Below are 19,066 nucleotides of genomic sequence, written 5' to 3'. Positions count from 1 at the left end.
GGCCCCTTACACGGCCGGCCTGCTGGCCTCGCTCCCCCGGAACGCGCTGCCCGGCCGGCGTCTCCCCGCCCTGCGCGGAACTCCGCCCGTCCCGGGCGCGCTCTCGCCGGGCTGCGCCTTCGCCCCGCGCTGCCCGCTCGCGGCGGACCCCTGCCGCACGGCGGAACCGGAGCCCCGGCAACTGGACGGACGCCTGCTGGCCTGCCATCGCGCCGAGGAACTCCCCCACCCCGCCCACGCGTTGTTCCTGAAGGAGCACCAGACCGCATGAGTGAGGACCTTCTGCTGCACGTCCGGGACCTGGTCGTCCGCTACGGCCCGGTCACCGCCGTGGACGGCGTCTCCTTCTCCCTGGCCGCCGGCGAGACCCTGGCCCTGAACGGCCCGTCCGGCTGCGGCAAGTCCTCCACGGCCCTGGCGGTGCTCCAGCTGCGCCGCCCGGACGCGGGACAGGTGCGTTTCGAGGGGCGGGAGTTGACGAACCTTTCAGAACGCGAGCTGCGTCCGCTGCGCCCCCGCCTGCAACCGGTCTTCCAGGACCCCTACGGCACCCTCAGCCCCCGCCACCGCATCCGTGACGCCATAGCCGAACCGCTGAAGGTCCAGGGCCGCTGGCATCCCGCCGACGGCCCGGCCCGGGTCGCCGAACTCCTCGACCGGGTCGGACTCGACCCCGCGTACGGCGACCGCCGGCCGCACGAACTCTCCGGCGGCCAGTGCCAGCGGGCCGGCATCGCCCGCGCCCTGGCCTCCGCCCCGCGCCTCCTGGTCCTGGACGAGCCGGTGTCGTCACTCGACCCGTCGGTGCGGGCGGGCGTCCTGAACCTGCTCGCCGACCTCCAGGACGACCTGGGCCTCGGCTACCTGTTCATCTGCCACGACCGGGCGGTCGTACGGCACTTCGCGGACCGGGTAGTCGAGATGCGCGAGGGGCGCGTCACGTCCGGGTAGCGCCCTCGATCGCCTGACGGAGCCCCTCGGCGAGCTGACCGGCCTCGGGTGCGCTCTCGGGGTCGAAGGTCCACTGCGCCATGAGGCCCATCATCAGGGTGAGATAGAAGTACCCGAGAGTGTCCACCCGCTCCTCGGGGACGTCCTCCTCGCGCCCTCCGTGGAAGAGCGTGACGATCCCGCGCGCCCCCTCGCGCTGCGCCCGCGCGAGATGTTCCCGCACCTCCGGCAGCTGGTCTCCCATGGCCACGATCTCCATGCTGAGCCGCCAGAGCGAGCCGGGCTCCCGCATGGTCGAGATGATGTTCGCCCACACCTCGGTGAACCGCTCCAACGACCCCGGCTCGCCCCGTAGTTCGCCGCCCCCCTCGAAGGCGTCGGACATGCCCTCCACCATCTCCACGTACGCCCGCGCCAGCAGGGCGTCCTTCGAGCCGTAGTGGTAGCCGATCGACGCCAGGTTGGTCCCCGACTCCTTGACGATGTCGCGCGCGGTCGTGCGCAGGAAGCCCTTCGCCAGCAGGCAGCGCTTGGCGCCCTCCAGCAGATCCTCACGGTGTCCCATGACCGCCACCCTATCGCGGAGTCCAGACGAGCGTCTTAAACGGCCGTACTAGACAACCGTTTAGGACGCTCGTACAGTCTGCCCATGACGACGACACCCCGCCCCCCGGCCCGCGCCGGCCGTCGCGAGTGGACCGCTCTCGGCGTGCTGATGCTGCCGCTGCTGCTGGTCTCGATGGACGTCTCGGTCCTCTACTTCGCGATCCCGGCGATCAGCGCCGACCTGGAACCCAGCGCCACCGAGCAGCTGTGGATCTTCGACATCTACGGCTTCGTGCTGGCGGGCCTGCTGATGACGATGGGCTCCCTCGGCGACCGCATCGGCCGCCGCAGGCTCCTGCTGATCGGTGCCGCCGCCTTCGGTGCGGCGTCCCTGCTGGCGGCCTACGCGAACAGCGCCGAGACCCTGATCGCGGGCCGCGCCCTGCTCGGCATCGGCGGTGCGACGCTGATGCCCAGCACCATGGCGCTGGTCCGCACGATGTTCACCGACCCCGGGCAGCGCGCGAAGGCCATCGGCCTGTGGTCGGGCGTGATGACAGCGGGCATCGCCCTCGGCTCGGTGCTGAGCGGCGTCCTCGTCGAGCACTTCTGGTGGGGCTCGGTCTTCCTGGTCAACCTGCCCGCGATGGTGATGCTCCTGGTCCTCGGCCCGCTCCTGCTGCCGGAGTCCAGGAATCCGCACCCCGGCCGCTTCGACTGGCTAAGCGTCCCGCTGTCCATGGCCGCGGTGCTCCCCGCGATCTACGGCTTGAAGGAGCTCGCGTCGGAGGGCTGGAACGTCCGGTACGCGCTGTCGGTGTCGGCCGGACTGCTCTTCGCCGCGCTGTTCGTGCAGCGCCAGCGCACGGCGGTGTCCCCGCTCATCTCCCCGGAGCTGTTCCGGCGCCCCGGCTTCAGCCCGGCCATGGCCCTCAACCTGGTGGCGGCTTTCGGCATGATGGGCTCGGCGTACTTCACGACCCAGTACATCCAGTCGGTCCTGGACAAGAGCCCGCTGGAGGCGGCGCTGTGGAGCCTGCTGCCGTCGGTGCCCATCGGCCTCGCGGCCCCGGTCGCGGCCCAGCTGGTGCAGCGGGGCGTGCCACGGGGGCACGTCGTCGGCGGCGGCTTCGCGGTCACCGGGTGCGGCTATGTGCTGCTGGCCCTGACCGGTACGGACTCCCTCTGGCTGCTGCTGGCCGCCTGCGCCGTCCTGGCCTGCGGCGTCGTCACCGTCATGTCCCTCGTGGTCGACCTGGCCATGAGCGCCGCTCCGGTGGAGAAGGCGGGCGCCGCGTCGTCGCTGATGGAGACCGGCACGGAGTTCGGCGGCGCGCTCAGCATGGCGTTCCTCGGCTCCATCGGCACGGCCGTCTACCGCCACGAGATCCCTGCCTCGGCACCCGCCGCGGCCCAGGAGACCCTGGGCGGCGCCCTGGCGGTGGCCGGCCGTCTGCCGGGGCGCGCGGGAGACACCCTGGCGACGGCGGCACGTGAGGCCTTCACGAGCGGCATGCACGCGGCCGCGGTCACCGGGACGGTGCTGATGGCCGTGGCGGCGGCAGCGGCGACGGTGGCCCTTCGGCGGGACCATGCACCGAAAGACGCCGGACGAGCCGATCAACTCAGCTCGTCCGGCGTCTGAGGACGATCCCGTCCAGGCGAACGGGGCCCGGGGGCGGAGCCCCCGGGAAGGTCAGGCCAGGTTCACCGACCGGGCCGATGTCGCCCCGATCTCCGCCGCCACCTCGGCCAGCACACCGACGGTCACCGTGTCGTCCACGGTCAGCACCGCCAGCGCCTCGCCACCGGCCGCCGCCCGCGACACCTGCATACCGGCGATGTTGAGGCCCGCCTCACCGAGGATGCGGCCCACCGTGCCGACGACACCGGGCCGGTCCTCGTACTTCAGCACGATCATGTGGTCGGCGAGCGCGAGGTCGACGTCGAACTCCCCGACGGCGACGAGCTTCTGCAGGTGCTTGGGGCCGGCCAGCGTGCCGGACACCGACACCTCCTCGCCGTCGGCGAGGGTGCCGCGCACCGTGACGACGTTGCGGTGCTCGGTCGCCTCCGAGCTGGTGGTCAGCCGCACCTCGACGCCGCGCTCCTGCGCGAACAGCGGGGCGTTGACGTACGACACCGTCTCGTCGACGACGTCCTCGAAGACACCCTTGAGCGCGGACAGCTCCAGCACCTTCACGTCGTGCTGGGTGATCTCGCCGTACACCTCGACGTCGAGGCGGACCGCGACCTCACCGGCGAGCGCGGTGAAGATCCGGCCGAGGCGCTCGGCGAGCGGCAGACCCGGCTTGACGTCCTCGGCGATGACGCCGCCCTGCACGTTCACCGCGTCCGGCACGAGCTCACCGGCGAGGGCGAGGCGCACCGAGCGGGCCACGGCGATACCGGCCTTCTCCTGCGCCTCGTCGGTGGAGGCACCGAGGTGCGGGGTGGCGACGACCTGGTCGAACTCGAAGAGCGGGGAGTCCGTGCAGGGCTCCTTCGCGTACACGTCGAGACCGGCACCGGCGACCCGGCCCTCCTTGAGGGCGGAGTACAGCGCCTCCTCGTCGACGATCCCGCCGCGCGCGGCGTTGACGATGCGCACGCTCGGCTTCACCTTGCGCAGCGCCTCGTCACCGATCAGACCGAGGGTCTCGGGGGTCTTGGGGAGGTGGACGGTGATGAAGTCGGAGACCTCCAGCAGCTCGTCCAGCGACAGCACCTTGACGCCCATCTGGGCGGCGCGCGCGGGCTGCACGTAGGGGTCATAGGCGACGACCTTCATGCCGAAGGCCGACATGCGCTGCGCGACGAGCGCGCCGATGCGGCCGAGGCCGACGACACCGAGGGTCTTCTCGGCCAGCTCGACGCCGGTGTACTTGCTGCGCTTCCACTCGCCGTTCTTCAGCGCGGCGTTGGCCTGCGGGATGTTGCGGGCCGTGGCGACGAGCAGACCGCAGGCCAGCTCGGCGGCGGTCACGATGTTGGAGGTCGGGGCGTTGACGACCATCACGCCGGCCTTGGTGGCGGCGGAGACGTCCACGTTGTCCAGGCCGACGCCGGCTCGTGCGACGACCTTCAGCTTGCTCGCGGCGGCGATCGCCTCGGCGTCGACCTTGGTGGCCGAACGGACCAGGATCGCGTCCACATCGGCGATGGCCGGGAGCAGCTCGGCCCGGTCCGCGCCGTTGCAGTGGCGGATCTCGAAGTCCGGGCCCAGGGCGTCGACGGTGGCGGGCGACAGCTCTTCAGCGATGAGTACGACGGGTTTCGAGCTCACGTGAGTCCTCACAAGTCCAATGCTGCGGACGGCCGTCCCGACGGCCGCAGGCGGTGGAGGGTGGTGGCCGCGTGGAAGACGCACGACGCTGTGGGCCTGACGCGTATGTGTGCAGCAGTCTAGTGGCGCCGGGGGCATCGTCCTCTGCCGCTGCGGAAGGATCACCCGTCCGTGGCCGGACGGGATGGACAACGCCGTACCACCGACGTTACCCGGGGTTCGCCGAAGGGGCCGGAGCGAGCTGCTCCGGCCCCTCGGGCAGGCGGCTTACGCCTCCTCGTCGACCCAGCTCATGAGCTTGCGCAGCTCCTTGCCGGTGGTCTCCAGCAGGTGCTCGGAGTCCTGCGTCTTGTACTCGTTGTACTTCTTCAGGCCGCCGTGGTACTCGTCCATCCACTGCTGGGCGAAGGTGCCGTCCTGGATCTCGGCGAGGACCTTCTTCATCTCGGCCTTGGTGGCGTCCGTGATGATCCGCGGGCCGGTGACGTAGTCGCCCCACTCGGCGGTCTCGGAGATCGACCAGCGCATCTTCTCCAGGCCGCCCTCGTACATGAGGTCCACGATCAGCTTCAGCTCGTGCAGGCACTCGAAGTAGGCGATCTCAGGCTGGTAGCCGGCCTCGGTCAGCGTCTCGAAGCCCGCCTTCACCAGCGCGGCCGTACCACCGCAGAGAACGACCTGCTCACCGAACAGGTCGGTCTCGGTCTCCTCGGTGAAGGTCGTCTTGATGACACCGGCGCGGGTGCCGCCGATGCCCTTCGCGTACGACAGGGCCAGCGCGAAGGCGTTGCCCGTGGCGTCCTGCTCGACGGCGGCGATGCACGGAACGCCGCGGCCCTCCTCGTACTGGCGGCGCACCAGGTGGCCCGGGCCCTTCGGGGCGACCATGCAGACGTCCACGCCGGCCGGGGGCTTGATGAAGCCGTAGCGGATGTTCAGGCCGTGGCCGAAGAACAGGGCGTCGCCGTCGTTCAGGTTCGGGGCGATGTGCTCCTCGTAGACCTGGGCCTGGATGGGGTCCGGGACGAGGATCATGATGACGTCGGCCTCGGCGGCGGCCTCCGACGGGCTCACCACGCGCAGGCCCTGCTCCTCGGCCTTGGCCTTGGACTTGGAGCCCTCGTGCAGACCGACGCGGACGTCGACACCCGAGTCACGGAGCGACAGCGCGTGGGCGTGGCCCTGACTGCCGTACCCGATGACCGCGACCTTGCGGCCCTGGATGATGGACAGGTCGGCGTCGGCGTCGTAGAACAGCTCGGCCACTTTGGGTTCTCTCCTCGGGAGTGCAGGTGTTGCGTCCCACCGTATGACGGGGGGCGTAAGGGAAGCTCGATGGTCTCGGAATACGGGCGGCCGACGGCGCGCCGACCGCCCGTTTCGGGTCTTACGCCGACCGGTCCAGGGCGCGCAGCGACCGGTCCGTGATGGAACGGGCACCACGGCCGATCGCGATCGTGCCGGACTGGACGAGCTCCTTGATGCCGTACGGCTCCAGCATCTTGAGCATCGCGGTCAGCTTCTCGCCGGATCCGGTGGCCTCGATGGTGACGGCCTCCGGGGAGACGTCGACGGTCTTGGCGCGGAACAGCTGGACGATCTCGACGATCTGGGAGCGCGTCTCGTTGTCGGCGCGCACCTTCACCAGGACGAGTTCGCGCTGCACCGCCGCCGACGGCTCCAGCTCGACGATCTTCAGCACGTTGACGAGCTTGTTGAGCTGCTTGGTGACCTGCTCCAGCGGCAGGTCCTCCACGCCGACGACGATGGTGATGCGGGAGATGTCGGGGTGCTCGGTGACACCGACCGCGAGCGAGTCGATGTTGAAGCCGCGGCGGGAGAACAGGGCGGCGATCCGGGCGAGGATGCCGGGGGTGTTCTCCACCAGGACGGAGAGCGTGTGCTTGGACATGATCTGCTTCCTTCGAGGCTCTCAGTCGTCTTCGTTGTCGCCGAAGTCGGGGCGGACGTCCCGGGCGGCCATGATCTCGTCGTTGGAGGTGCCGGCGGCGACCATCGGCCACACCATCGCGTCCTCGTGGACGATGAAGTCGACGACCACCGGGCGGTCGTTGACGGAGTTCGCCTCTTCGATGACCTTGTCGAGGTCGTCCGGGGACTCGCAGCGGATGGCGTAGCAGCCCATGGCCTCCGACAGCTTCACGAAGTCGGGGACGCGGGTGCCGCGGGCCTGCGGGTTGACGTCGTCCGGGCCGGAGTGCAGCACGGTGTTGGAGTACCGCTGGTTGTAGAAGAGGGTCTGCCACTGGCGGACCATCCCGAGGGCGCCGTTGTTGATGACGGCGACCTTGATCGGGATGTTGTTCAGGGCGCAGGTGGCGAGCTCCTGGTTGGTCATCTGGAAGCAGCCGTCGCCGTCGATCGCCCAGACCGCCTTGTCCGGCGCGCCGGCCTTGGCCCCCATGGCGGCCGGAACGGCGTAGCCCATGGTTCCGGCGCCGCCGCTGTTCAGCCAGGTGCCCGGCTTGTCGTACTCGATGTAGTGCGCGGCCCACATCTGGTGCTGACCGACGCCCGCCGTGAAGATCGTGCCCTCGGGGGCGAGCTGGCCGATGCGCTCGATGACCTGCTGCGGGGAGAGCGAGCCGTCGTCGGGCTGGTCGTAGCCGAGCGGGTACGTGTCGCGCCAGCGGCTCAGGTCCTTCCACCAGGCGCTGTAGTCGCCCCGGTGGCCCTCACTGTGCTCCTTCTGCACGGCCTGGACCAGGTCGGCGATGACCTCGCGGGCGTCACCGACGATCGGCACGTCGGCGGCGCGGTTCTTGCCGATCTCGGCCGGGTCGATGTCGGCGTGGACGATCTTGGCGTGCGGGGCGAAGCTGTCCAGCTTGCCGGTGACGCGGTCGTCGAAGCGGGCGCCGAGGGCGACGATCAGGTCGGCCTTCTGCAGGGCGGTGACGGCGGCCACCGAGCCGTGCATGCCGGGCATGCCGAGGTGCTGCGGGTGGTTGTCGGGGAACGAGCCGAGCGCCATCAGGGTGGTGGTGACGGGTGCGCCCGTCAACTCGGCGAGGACCTTCAGCTCGGCGGTGGCCCTGGCCTTGATCACGCCGCCGCCGACGTAGAGCACGGGACGCCTGGCCTGGGTGATCAGCTTGGCGGCCTCGCGGATCTGCTTGGCGTGCGGCTTCGTCACCGGGCGGTAGCCGGGCAGGTCCATGGCCGGCGGCCAGGAGAAGGTGGTCTTCGCCTGGAGGGCGTCCTTGGCGATGTCGACCAGGACCGGGCCGGGACGGCCGGTGGAGGCGATGTGGAAGGCCTGGGCGATGACCCGCGGGATGTCATCGGCCTTGGTGACGAGGAAGTTGTGCTTGGTGATCGGCATGGTGATGCCGACGATGTCCGCCTCCTGGAAGGCGTCCGTACCGATCGCCTTGGAGGCCACCTGTCCGGTGATCGCGACCATCGGCACCGAGTCCATGTGCGCGTCGGCGATCGGGGTGACCAGGTTGGTCGCGCCGGGACCCGAGGTCGCCATGCAGACGCCGACCTTGCCGGTGGCCAGCGCATACCCCTCGGCCGCGTGACCGGCGCCCTGCTCGTGGCGCACCAGGACGTGCCGCACGCGGGTGGAGTCCATCAGCGGGTCGTACGCCGGAAGGATGCAACCACCGGGAATGCCGAATACCGTGTCGGCGCCGACCTCCTCGAGAGAGCGGATGAGGGACTGCGCGCCCGTCACCTGCTCGGGGGCGGAGTGGTGTCCTCCGGATCGGGGCCGGGGCTGCGGGTGGTGGGCCCCGGTGGCCTGCTCGGTCATCGGCATTCTCTTCTCAGATGCTGAGGGTTTTTGCGTGGTTTGTGCGGTCTTCGGCTGTCGCACGAGAGGTGCCTGTGCAACAAAAAACCCCTCGTGCCATAAGGCAAGCGAGGGGAGCGCGCCGGGTGGGGTCGCTGAGCGGTCGAGGCTCAGCGTCAGCCGACGCGCTTTCCAAGTACGAGAATTCGGGTGCGCATGGCACTGACCCTCCCCCCGGCGCGCACTCACTGTCAAGTGGGTGGGACGGGAGTCTCATTATGTGAGCGGAGGGCCGTACCGCCTCCTATGACGGCGGACACACCCGAGCTGTACACCCGCGGAACGCCGCCCGCGAACGCCCGTTCGGCCGGTTCGTTCGGCACCGGGTAGCGGCCGCCGGCGAGCGCCCGACGCAGCCGGTGCTCGTCGAGCGGCCCGGAGAACGCCATGCCCTGCCCGTGCGTGCAGCCCATCGCACGCAGGGCGGTGACCTGCTCGCGCAGATCCACCCCTTCGGCCACGGACTTCAGCCCGAGGTCGCCCGCGATGCGCAGCAGCCCGCCGGTGATCTTGTGCAGGCGCGCCGACTCGACGACGCCCTCGACCAGACCGCGGTCCAGCTTCAGGACGTCGACGGGGAGCCGCCTGAGGGCCGTGATCGCCGCGTAGCCGCTGCCGAACCCGTCGAGCGCGATCCGTACACCGACCCGCCGCAGGGCGCTCAGGCGCCGCTCCAGCTCGTCCAGCGAGACCCTCGGGTCGGCATCGGACAGCTCGATGATCAGCGAACCGGACGGCAGCCCGTGCCGCGTGAGCAGCGCCTCGATCGAGCCGAGCGGCATCGACCGGTCCAGCAGCCGACGGGCGCTCATCCGCACCACGACCGGCACGGACAGCCCGCTCGCGTGCCGCTCGGCGGCCTGCTCGACGGCCTCCTCGATCAGCCACCGGCCCAGCTCGGCGGTCTTGTCGCTGTCCTCGGCCACGCGCAGGAACTCCGCCGGAGTGAAGAGCACCCCTTGGGGGGAGCGCCAGCGTGCCTGCGCGGACACCGACGTGATCCGGCCGTCCTCCAGGGACACCACCGGCTGGTGCAGCAGGGCGAACTCCCCGTCGTGCAGGGCGGACCGCAGGCGGGTGGCGAGCTCGGCCTTGCGCGCGACGTCCTGCTGCATCTGCGGCTTGTACAGCTCGACGCGGCCCTTGCCGCCTGCCTTGGCCCGGTACATGGCCAGGTCGGCGTTGCGCAGCAGTTCGCCCGCCCCGAGGCCGGCCTCGGCGAAGGCCACGCCGATGGAGGCGTTGACACGGACATCGTTGCCGTCGATGAGGTAGGGCTGGGACAACGTCGCCCTGAGGCGGTCGGCGAGCTCCAGGATGTGCCGCTCCCGGGCGTCCCGGTCGCGGGTGTTGTCCCCGGCGATCAGGGCCGCGAACTCGTCTCCGCCGAGCCGGGACGCGGTGTCGCCGTGCCGGACGGAGTCCTGGAGCCTGCGGGCGGCCTGGACGAGCAGCTCGTCCCCGGCCTGGTGCCCGATCGTGTCGTTGACGGCCTTGAAGCCGTCGAGATCGATGAACAGCACGGCCGTGTTCCGCAGGGCCACACCCCGGTCGGAGGCGCGGCGGCCCGAGAGGGCGTGCTGCACGCGCTTGGTGAACAGGGCGCGGTTGGGCAGGTCGGTGAGCGGGTCGTGCTCGGCGTTGTGCTGCAACTGCGCCTGGAGCCGCACCCTTTCGGTCACGTCGCGGCTGTTGAAGATGAGGCCGCCGTGATGACGATTGACGGTCGACTCGACGTTCAGCCAGCCTCCCCCGCTCTCGGCTTCGCTCGAGCGGGAGGTGCCCCCACCGCCCGACCGGAAGCGGCATTCGATGCGCGTGGTGGGTTCCTCGACCGGGTCGGCGGCGAGGAACCTGCGCACCTCGTGCACGACGCAGCCCAGGTCCTCGGGGTGGATGAGGTGGGCCAGCTCCGTACCCACCAGCTCCTCCGCCGGGCGGCCGTACACACCGGCGGCGGCCGGGGAGACGTACCTCAGGACACCGCTGGGAGCGGCGATCATGATGACGTCGCTGGAGCCCTGCACCAGGGAGCGGAAGTGGTTCTCCTTCTGCGCCAGTTCCTGGGTGAGGGTGATGTTGTCGAGCAGCATGATGCCCTGGCGCACGACGAGCGCGAGCACCACCGTGCCCCCGGTCAGCAGGACCACGCGGTCGACGCTTCGGCCGTTGAGGACGTTGTAGAGGATCCCCAGGGTGCACACCGCGGCCGCGAGGTACGGCGTGAGTGCGGCCAGGGAGCCGGCGATGGGCCGGGCGGCCGGGTACCGGCTGTGCTCGGAGCCCGGCAGGGGCACGGGGTGGTGGGGGCCGCTGCGCTGCCCCGGCACGTGCTCGTGCACCACCCGGGTGTGCCCCGTACCGGCGTGCCGGCCGGTGCCGTGCCGGTCGGCCTCCACGCGGGGCCCGGCCCATGGGGCGTACGCCAGCAGCAGCGAGCCCGCGAACCAGCCCGCGTCGAGCAGCTGGCCGGAGCGGTAGTCGTGGTGCATGAGCGGCGAGGTGAACAGGGCGTCGCACATCACGGTCAGCGCCAGGGCACCGATGGCGGTGTTGACCGCTGAGCGGTCCACGGCGGACCGCCTGAAGTGCAGGGCGAGCACCATGCTGACCAGCGCGATGTCGAGCAGCGGGTACGCCAGCGACAGCGCGGTGTGCGCCACGCCCGGCCCTTCGGATTTTGCGGCCTGGGCGAGGGCGAGGCTCCAGGCCAGCGTCAGCAGCGAGCCGCCGATCAGCCAGGCGTCCAGCCCGAGGCAGATCCAGCCGGCCTTGGTGACCGGCCGCTTGGCGAGCACGAGCAGCCCGATGATCGCGGGCGGTGCGAAGCAGAGGAAGAACAGGTCGGCGTAGCTGGGACTGGGGACGGGCAGTCCCAGGACCACCTCGTACCACCCCCAGACCAGGTTGCCCAGGGCGGCCATGACCGAGGAGAGGCCGAACAGCAGCCAGGCGGGCCGGAAGCCGGTGCGGCGGCCGCGGGCGTAGAGGAAGCACGAGACGGCGGCGGTGCCGGCCGCGGCGCTGAGTCCGAAGTCACCCATGATCATGGCCAGCTCGGCCGAACCCCAGCCGAACGCGGAACCCGCGGCGTACGCCGCGCAGATCAGGGCGAGGGCGAGTTGGAGGGCCAGGCCCGGCCGGTGGCCGGTGACCGGCGTGCGAGGCAGCAGCGCGCCCGGGGACGGAGGCTGTGCCCGCAGCGCTCCGTCCAGCGTGGGGGTGGGGGGCGCGCTCACCGGGCCCTCCCGGTCCGCGCCGCTCCCGGGCCCCGTGGGTCCCCGTGGACCGGCTGGTCGTACCTCCCGCGGCTGCCGGGGCTCTGGTGGTGATGGCTGGGTTCACTGTGATGCCCGCTGCGGCGTTTGCTGTGGCGGGTGTGGTGGCCGACGTGATCGGCGTGCCGTCCGCGGCTGCCCGCGGCCGCTCGCCAGGGTCGCCGCCGGCAGCCTCGTCCCGTCGGATCGCTCGTCCATAGGCCGTGCATCGCCTGTCGCCCCCCTCACAGTCCGAAGTGTCCATCCCCGGCGCCGGAACGGTGCCCGGCGCTGCCCCTGTCGGGACGATACACCAGTCTCGTCACTCAGGGACATAGGTTCTCTACGCTCCGTGACGAGCAACAGATATGTGAGTACCCACTGCACCCGAAGGATTGCGGACGGTACTCGTTGGTCTTTTCAGCGGGTTGATGCACCCGTCGTGAGGATCACGTTGCGGAGCGGCTCCCGGTTCACATAACGGTTCAACTGGTCCACCAGGAGCCGCTTGGCGCGCGGAAGGAACGCGGAGGTGGGTCCACCGACGTGCGGGCTGATGAGTACCCCCGGCGCACGCCACAAGGGGTGTTCGCGCGCCAGCGGCTCCGGGTCGGTGACGTCGAGGGCGGCGGTGATACGGCCGCTCTCGAGTTCGGCGAGCAGGGCCTTGGTGTCGACGACGGGTCCGCGGGCGACGTTGACGAGGAGCGCGCCGTCCTTCATCCGGGACAGGAAGTCGGCTCCGGCCAGGCCACGGGTGGTCCCGGTGAGCGGGGTGGACAGGATGACGACGTCCGCCTCCGGCAGCAGCGCGGGGAGTTCGGTGAGCGGATGCACCGGACCGCGCGCCGTGGTGCGCTCGGAGCGCGCGACGCGCGCCACCCGCGCCACCTCGAACGGAACGAGCCGGTCCTCGATGGCCTCGCCGATCGAGCCGTACCCCACGATGAGGACGTTCTTGTCGGCGAGGGCGGGCCGGAACCCGCCGAGCCACTCCCCCCGGTCCTGCGCGCGCACGAAGTCGGGGATCCCGCGCAGCGAGGCCAGGATCAGCGCGAGGGTGAGCTCACCGGTGCTGGCCTCGTGCACCCCGCGCGCATTGCACAGCCGCACGCCCGCGGGCAGGTACCCGAGCCCCGGCTGAACGTGGTCGATCCCGGCGGAGAGGGTCTGCACGACCTGGACGTTGCCCATCCGCCCCATGGGACGCACGCACAGCGGGCTGGGCTTCATGTAGGGGACGACGTAGAAGGCGCAGTCGGCCGGGTCCGCGGGGAAGTCCTCCCCACCGTTCCAGAAGCGGTAGTCCGGGCCCTCGGGGAGTCCGTCGATCTCCTCCGGCGGGATGGGCAGCCACACGTCAGCAGTCATGCTCTGGAGGCTATGTCAGGAGCCTGCGACGGCAGAGGTTAGGTTGGGGTGGCTCGAACAGGGAGGGTCACGACCAGGTGGAGCGCAGGACGATCGGCGCGGCGGCGCTCGCGGTGGGGGCCGTCGGACTCGGGTGCATGCCGATGAGCTGGGCCTACAGCGCGTCGAGGCGGCGCGGCGACGAGTCGCTCAGGGCGGTGCACCGGGCACTCGACCTGGGCGCGTCCCTGCTGGACACGGCCGACATGTACGGCCCCTTCACCAACGAGCTGCTGGTGGGGCGGGCGTTGAAGGAGCGGCGGTCCGACGCGTTCGTGTCGACGAAGGTCGGGTTGCTCGTGGGCGACCAGCACATCGTCGCCAACGGCCGCCCCGGGTACGTGAAGCGGGCCTGCGACGCGTCGCTGCGGCGGCTGCAGACGGACGTCATCGACCTCTACCAGCTGCACCGGGCCGACCCCGAGGTGCCGGTCGAGGAGACCTGGGGCGCGATGGCGGAGCTCGTCCAGGCGGGGAAGGTACGGGCGTTGGGCCTGTGCGCGGTGGGGGCGCGGGCCGGCCGCCGCACCGGGGCCCGGCTGCACGACGGAACGATTCGGCAGCTGGAGCGGGTGCAGCAGGTCTTCCCCGTGAGCGCGGTGCAGGCGGAGCTGTCGGTGTGGTCGCCCGAGGCGCTGGAGACCCTGCTGCCCTGGTGCCGGACGCGAGGCGTCGGTTTCCTCGCCGCGATGCCGCTGGGCAACGGCTTCCTGACCGGCCGGCTGCGGCCCGGAGCGGGCTTCGAGGCGGACGACCCGCGCGCCCGGCACCCCCGCTTCACGGCCGAGATGATGGCCGCGAACCAGCCGGTCGTCGCGGGCCTGCGCCGCGTGGCCCGCCGGCACGGCACGGACGTCACGCCCGCCCAGGTCGCCCTCGCGTGGGTGCTGGCCCAGGGCCCGCACGTGGTCCCCGTCCCGGGTGCGAAGCAGGAGCGCTGGGTCACGGAGAACACGGCCGCGGCGGCGCTGCGCCTGACCTCCGACGATCTCGGGGAGATAGGTGAGCTGCCTCCCGCCCAGGGATCGTGGGACTGAGGGGTCCTTTCACCACGCCCGTCCGATCAGGCCGCGCGACCCGGACGGGCGTGGTGAAAGGACCCCTTGGGCGAGGCGCGTTTCGGGCAAACCCCGTGTTCCTGGTTCGGCGTTCCGTGATCGGGAACCTGGGAGCCGCGAGCGGTGTATGACAGGGAGAGGACCTGCCCCGTCGAAGGGACCATGATCGTGCCACGTCGAGCCGTCCCGACCGTGCTGGCCGCCGCGCTCCTGCTGACGGCCGGTTGCTCCTCCGACGGCGGAGGTTCGTCCGGCAAGGACGAGAGCGCCTCCCCGGGCCGTACGGCGCCGGGGTCCTCCGCGCCGCCGCGGCAGTCCGCCGGGGAGACACCGCCCGCCCAGGGCTCGGTGACGGTGGTGCGCACCGTCGCCGAGGGCCTGGAGTCACCCTGGGGGCTCGCTCCGCTGCCGGGCGGCGGTCTGCTGGTCGCCTCCCGGGACGAGGGGACGATCGTCCGGGTCGACGAGAAGACCGGCAAGAAGACCGAACTGGGCGAGGTGCCGGGGGTCTCGGCGGCCGGCGAGGGCGGCCTCCTCGGGATCGCCCTGTCCCCCGACTACGCCTCGGATCACATGGTCTACGCGTACTTCACCTCGGCCTCCGACAACCGCATCGTCCGCATGATCTACGACGAGCAGAAGCCCTCCGGCGAGCAGCTCGGAGCGCCCGACACGGTCTTCCGGGGCATCCCCAAGGGCTTCATCCACAACGGCGGCCGCATCGAGTTCGGGCCGGACAAGATGCTCTACGTGGGCACGGGCGAGAGCGGCGACACCGGCCTGTCCCAGGACAAGGACTCCGTGGGCGGCAAGATCCTCCGTCTGACCCCGGAGGGCGAGCCCGCGCCGGGCAACCCCTTCCCTGACTCGCCGGTGTACTCCTACGGCCACCGCAATGTGCAGGGCCTCGCCTGGGACGGCAAGCAGCGCCTGTTCGCCTCGGAGTTCGGCCAGGACACCTGGGACGAGCTCAACGCGATCAAGCCGGGCGACAACTACGGCTGGCCGGAGGCCGAGGGCCGGTCCGACGACGGGGAGTTCCACAACCCGGTCGACCAGTGGACCACGGCCGAGGCCTCCCCCAGCGGCATCGCCTACGCCGAGGGGTCGGTCTGGATGGCGGGCCTGCGCGGCAAGCGGCTGTGGCGCATCCCCCTGAACGGCACCGAGGCCTCGGCCGAGCCTCAGGCCTTCCTGGAGGGCGAGTACGGCCGGCTGCGCACGGTGGTGCCGGCGGGCGGCGACCGGCTGTGGCTGGTGACCAGCAACACGGACGGCCGGGGCAACCCGGAGGACGGGGACGACCGGATCCTGGAGCTGCGGGTGAAGTAGAGACCGCGTCCCGGCCTAGTTCCCCGGGTTCTCCGCCTCCTCCTCGGACGGGCGTACGACGACCTTCCCGGACGTGAGGTCTATCGGTCCGCGTCCGGGGTCGCCGTCCCCGACGTCCTCGCGAGTCAGTTCCAGGCGGTTCTGCTCGTCGCGGGTGTGTTTGCGCCCCGGTGAGAACAGTTCCTCGAACACGTTGAACACGGAGCCTCCCTGAGCCGCCGAGCCGCGCCGTCCTTACAGCGTATGCCTCAGCCGGCCGGGCCGGGCATGAGCAGTTCGGCCGGGAACAGTCCCAGCCGGTGCGCCACCGCCGCCGCCTCGCCCCGCCCTGAGACGCCGAGTTTGCCCAGGATGTTGGAGACGTGGACGCTCGCGGTCTTCGGCGAGATGAACAGCTGCTCCGCGATGCGGCGGTTGGTGTGGCCGGCGGCGACCAGGCGCAGCACGTCCCGTTCCCGGCTGGTGAGGCCCAGGGCCTCGGCGGGGTCGGCGGGCGCGGGGCCGGTCGCCGCGGCGGGCGCGAGCGGGAGGCGGGCGCGCCGGCCGAGAGCGGTGGCGGCGTCGGCGAGCGGCCGTGCGCCGAGGTGGCGGGCGGCGGCGTGGGCGAGGCGGAGCAGTTCCGCGGCGCGATCGCGCTCGTCCTCGCCGCCGCCCGCCAGCAGGGACTCGGCCAGGCGGTACCGGACGCGGGCGAGGTCGTAGGGCCGGCCCAGGGATTCGAAGGCGGTGACCACCTCCGACCAGACGTCCGGGGTGCTCCGGTCCTCGGAGCGGTGGAGTTCGGCGCGGACCCACTGTTCGTGGGCGTACCAGACGGGGGCGTGGGTGGTGAGGCGCTTGACGGCGGAGAAGATGCCGTCCAGTACCTGCTCGCGGCCGGCGCGGGCGGCGGGCAGGGTCCGGGCGTCGGCCTCGGCGGTGGCCGCGTGGAGCAGCAGCGGCCAGGCGTAGCGCTGGGTGCCGAGCGGGAAGCCGGACTCCAGGGTGCGGTCCAGTTCGGTGCGGGCGTCGGCCAGGCGTCCCTCGGCGGCGGCGACGGCGACGGTCAGACAGGAGACCGGCAGGTCGTGCTGTGGCATGGGGTCGTGCGGGCCGTAGGAGGCGCGGGCGTCGGCGAGGTGGCGGGCGGCCTCGGCCACCTCGCCGCGGGCGAGTGCGAGGAAGGCCAGGCTGTTGGCGCCGGACCCGTACGGAGCGGCCTTCCGGCCCAGCCGCTGGGCACTGACGGCCGCCTTCGCGGCCTCGTCCCAGCGGCCCAGGGAGATGAGCGACTCGGCGAGATTGCCCCGGACCCAGCCCTCGGACTCGGTCAGTCCCATCCTGCGGGTGAGCCGCAGGCCCTCGCGCAGGATGTCCACGGACTCCTCGGAGCGCCCGATGCCTTCCAGGGCGGAGGGGAGGTTCACATGGCTGCGGCCCACGACGGCCGCGAGACCACGGGCCACGACCTCCTCCCTGACCTCGTACATGTGGGCCAGCCCGGCCTCGATCTGCCCGGCCTCGACCATGAGCCCGCCGAGGGTGAGCCGGGCGTTCGACTCGATCTCGTCGGCGCCCACCATGCGCGCGTACTCGACGGCCCGCTCGGCGGCCGCCAGGGTGTCGGGGCCGGGCTCGCGGAGCATGGACCAGTGTGCGGCCGTGGCCAGAACCTCGGCGTGCACCTCGGACGGTGGCAGGCCGCGGACCAGGTTTTGCGCGGTGGCGATCTCCTTCCAGCCGTCGCCCCGGGCGAGCCGCTGCACCAGCCGGGAGCGCTGGATCCAGAACCAGGCGGCGCGCTGAGGGTCTCCCCTGCCCGATCGCGGTCGGGAGCTCGAGGGAGGGTCGTCCTCGTCCTGCAGCAGGCGCAGTGCCCGCTTGGTGATCTTCAGGGCGCGTTCGCGCTCCCCGCAGAGCCGTCCGGCGACAGCCGCCTCGGCCAGCAGGTCCAGGTAGCGCAGGGCGGTGGTGGCCGCGTCACAACCGCTGAGGGTCCCCCCGCGCCGTTCAGGCAGTGGGGGAGGGTAGACCTCGGTGTAGTCGACGGGGCGCAGGGTCCGGCGTACGGCGTCGGGAGCGGAGTCCCACAGTTCCATCGCCCGTTCCAGGAGCCGCAGCTGCTCGGCGTAGGCGTGGCGGCGGCGGGCCGCGACGGAGGCTTCGAGGACGGCGGGCAGGGCCTTGGCGGCGTCGTGGGCGTGGTACCAGTAGCTGGCCAGGCGCGTCGCCCGCTCGTCGGCGGGGACGAGGGACGGGTCGCTCTCCAGGGCCTCGGCGTAGCGGCGGTTGAGGCGGGAGCGTTCGCCGGGGAGCAGGTCGTCGCTGACGGCCTCGCGGACCAGCGAGTGGCGGAAGCGGTAGCCGTCGTCGCCGGGTGCGGGGGCGAGGATGCCGGCGTTCACGGCGGACCGCAGTGCCTCGATGAGGTCGTCCTCGGCAAGCCGGGCGACGGCGGCCAGCAGCCGGTGCTCGACGGTGGAGCCGCCCTCGGCGACGATCCGGGAGACCTGCTGGGCCGCCTCCGGCAGTCCTTCAACACGGACGAGCAGCAGATCGCGCAGGGAGTCCGTCAGGCCCGCCCGGCAGCCCTCGTGGGCGGCGACGGCGAGTTCCTCGACGAAGAAGGCGTTGCCGTCGGAGCGTTCGAAGATCGCGTCGACCCGGTCCGGCTCGGGTTCCCGGGCGAGGATCCCGGCGATCTGCCGGCCCACCTCGTCGCGGTTGAAGCGGGCGAGTTCGAGGCGGCGGATCGTGCGGAGCCGGTCGAGTTCGGCGAGCAGCGGCCTGAGCGGGTGGCGGCGGTGGATGTCGTCGGAGCGGTAGGTGGCGAGGATGACGAGGCGGCCGGTGCGCAGGGTGCGGATGAGGTAGGAGAACAGATGGCGGGTGGAGGCGTCGGCCCAGTGCAGGTCCTCCAGGGCGAGGACGACGGTGTGCTCGGCTGTGACTCGCTCCAGCAGGCGGGCGGTCAGCTCGAAGAGGCGGGCCATGCCGTCCTCGTCGTGCCTCCCGGCCCTCGACTCGCCCAGCTCGGGCAGCAGCCGGGCCAGTTCCTCCTCCTGGCCGGCGGCCGCGGCGGCCAGCTCGCCGGGGAGTTCGCGGCGCAGGGCGCGCAACGAGGTGGAGAAGGGAGCGAAGGGCAGCCCGTCGGCGCCGATCTCCACGCAGCCGCCGACCGCGACCACCGCCCCACGGCCGCGGGCGGCGGCGGCGAACTCCTCGACCAGGCGGGTCTTGCCGACTCCGGCCTCCCCGCCGATGAGCAGCGCCTGCGGCTCGCCCTCGTGGGCGCGCGCGAGCGCGTCGTGCAGCGTGCCCTGTTCCTCGGCACGGCCGACGAACAGGGGGCTGACGGACCGGGTCTCCACGGCCCCGAGCATCGCACGCGGGTCCGACGGCGCGGCACCGGTTTTCCGCGCAACGG

At 71.8% G+C, this 19,066-nt stretch carries 14 protein-coding genes; 5 read left to right on the top strand and 9 right to left on the bottom strand.

Annotated features, from left to right (window positions below; translation table 11 throughout):
* Both C1J00_RS06045 and C1J00_RS06040 read left to right on the top strand, forming a co-directional pair.
* A partial coding sequence (locus C1J00_RS06045; RefSeq protein WP_342751675.1) for an oligopeptide/dipeptide ABC transporter ATP-binding protein occupies positions 1 to 271 on the top strand: 271 nt, incomplete at its 5' end.
* Positions 268 to 951: an ATP-binding cassette domain-containing protein gene (locus C1J00_RS06040; protein ID WP_102907997.1), complete on the top strand. Its 684-nt coding sequence runs from the start codon at positions 268 to 270 to the stop codon at positions 949 to 951. The genes C1J00_RS06045 and C1J00_RS06040, both read left to right, overlap by 4 nt.
* On the opposite strand, the gene C1J00_RS06035 is transcribed toward C1J00_RS06040, so the two are convergent.
* Positions 938 to 1,516 (bottom strand): TetR/AcrR family transcriptional regulator, encoded by a 579-nt coding sequence (locus C1J00_RS06035; RefSeq protein WP_102907996.1) that lies wholly within the window; start codon positions 1,514 to 1,516, stop codon positions 938 to 940. The two genes, C1J00_RS06040 and C1J00_RS06035, sit on opposite strands and share 14 nt — an antisense overlap.
* Positions 1,517 to 1,600: 84 nt before the next feature.
* Between C1J00_RS06035 and C1J00_RS06030 the strand changes: the two genes are divergently transcribed.
* Positions 1,601 to 3,142: an MFS transporter gene (locus C1J00_RS06030; protein ID WP_102907995.1), complete on the top strand. Its 1,542-nt coding sequence runs from the start codon at positions 1,601 to 1,603 to the stop codon at positions 3,140 to 3,142.
* Between the two features lie 51 nt (positions 3,143 to 3,193).
* On the opposite strand, the gene serA is transcribed toward C1J00_RS06030, so the two are convergent.
* From serA to C1J00_RS05995, 6 genes are all read right to left on the bottom strand, one after another.
* The gene (gene serA / locus C1J00_RS06025) at positions 3,194 to 4,783 is read right to left on the bottom strand and encodes a phosphoglycerate dehydrogenase (RefSeq protein ID WP_102907994.1); all 1,590 of its coding nucleotides are present in this window, start codon (positions 4,781 to 4,783) and stop codon (positions 3,194 to 3,196) included.
* A gap of 267 nt (positions 4,784 to 5,050) precedes the next feature.
* A complete protein-coding gene (gene ilvC / locus C1J00_RS06020; protein ID WP_102907993.1) occupies positions 5,051 to 6,049 on the bottom strand; it encodes a ketol-acid reductoisomerase in 999 nt (332 codons plus the stop codon).
* A gap of 121 nt (positions 6,050 to 6,170) precedes the next feature.
* Complete coding sequence (ilvN, locus tag C1J00_RS06015; RefSeq protein ID WP_102907992.1) at positions 6,171 to 6,695, bottom strand: acetolactate synthase small subunit; 525 nt, start codon at positions 6,693 to 6,695, stop codon at positions 6,171 to 6,173.
* A gap of 21 nt (positions 6,696 to 6,716) precedes the next feature.
* Positions 6,717 to 8,564, bottom strand: coding sequence for an acetolactate synthase large subunit (locus C1J00_RS06010; protein ID WP_180989428.1), 1,848 nt, complete (start codon positions 8,562 to 8,564; stop codon positions 6,717 to 6,719).
* Between the two features lie 230 nt (positions 8,565 to 8,794).
* The gene (locus C1J00_RS06005) at positions 8,795 to 11,842 is read right to left on the bottom strand and encodes a putative bifunctional diguanylate cyclase/phosphodiesterase (protein WP_102907990.1); all 3,048 of its coding nucleotides are present in this window, start codon (positions 11,840 to 11,842) and stop codon (positions 8,795 to 8,797) included.
* A 438-nt stretch (positions 11,843 to 12,280) separates the two neighbouring features.
* On the bottom strand, positions 12,281 to 13,231 hold the full coding sequence (locus C1J00_RS05995; protein WP_102907989.1) for a 2-hydroxyacid dehydrogenase: 951 nt from the start codon (positions 13,229 to 13,231) through the stop codon (positions 12,281 to 12,283).
* 77 nt (positions 13,232 to 13,308) lie between these two features.
* Between C1J00_RS05995 and C1J00_RS05990 the strand changes: the two genes are divergently transcribed.
* Both C1J00_RS05990 and C1J00_RS05985 read left to right on the top strand, forming a co-directional pair.
* Positions 13,309 to 14,307, top strand: a complete 999-nt coding sequence (locus C1J00_RS05990; RefSeq protein WP_102907988.1) for an aldo/keto reductase — start codon at positions 13,309 to 13,311, stop codon at positions 14,305 to 14,307.
* A 183-nt stretch (positions 14,308 to 14,490) separates the two neighbouring features.
* Positions 14,491 to 15,660 (top strand): PQQ-dependent sugar dehydrogenase, encoded by a 1,170-nt coding sequence (locus C1J00_RS05985; protein ID WP_102907987.1) that lies wholly within the window; start codon positions 14,491 to 14,493, stop codon positions 15,658 to 15,660.
* A 15-nt stretch (positions 15,661 to 15,675) separates the two neighbouring features.
* Here C1J00_RS05985 and C1J00_RS05980 read toward each other — a convergent pair whose 3' ends face one another.
* A complete protein-coding gene (locus C1J00_RS05980; RefSeq protein WP_102907986.1) occupies positions 15,676 to 15,861 on the bottom strand; it encodes a DUF6191 domain-containing protein in 186 nt (61 codons plus the stop codon).
* Positions 15,862 to 15,908: 47 nt separating this feature from the next.
* Positions 15,909 to 19,022 (bottom strand): helix-turn-helix transcriptional regulator, encoded by a 3,114-nt coding sequence (locus tag C1J00_RS05975; protein ID WP_102907985.1) that lies wholly within the window; start codon positions 19,020 to 19,022, stop codon positions 15,909 to 15,911.
* Positions 19,023 to 19,066: the final 44 nt, after the last annotated feature.

This window comes from Streptomyces cahuitamycinicus, from assembly GCF_002891435.1.
Taxonomy (GTDB): domain Bacteria; phylum Actinomycetota; class Actinomycetes; order Streptomycetales; family Streptomycetaceae; genus Streptomyces; species Streptomyces cahuitamycinicus.
This window is presented reverse-complemented; position numbering and strand designations above follow the sequence as displayed.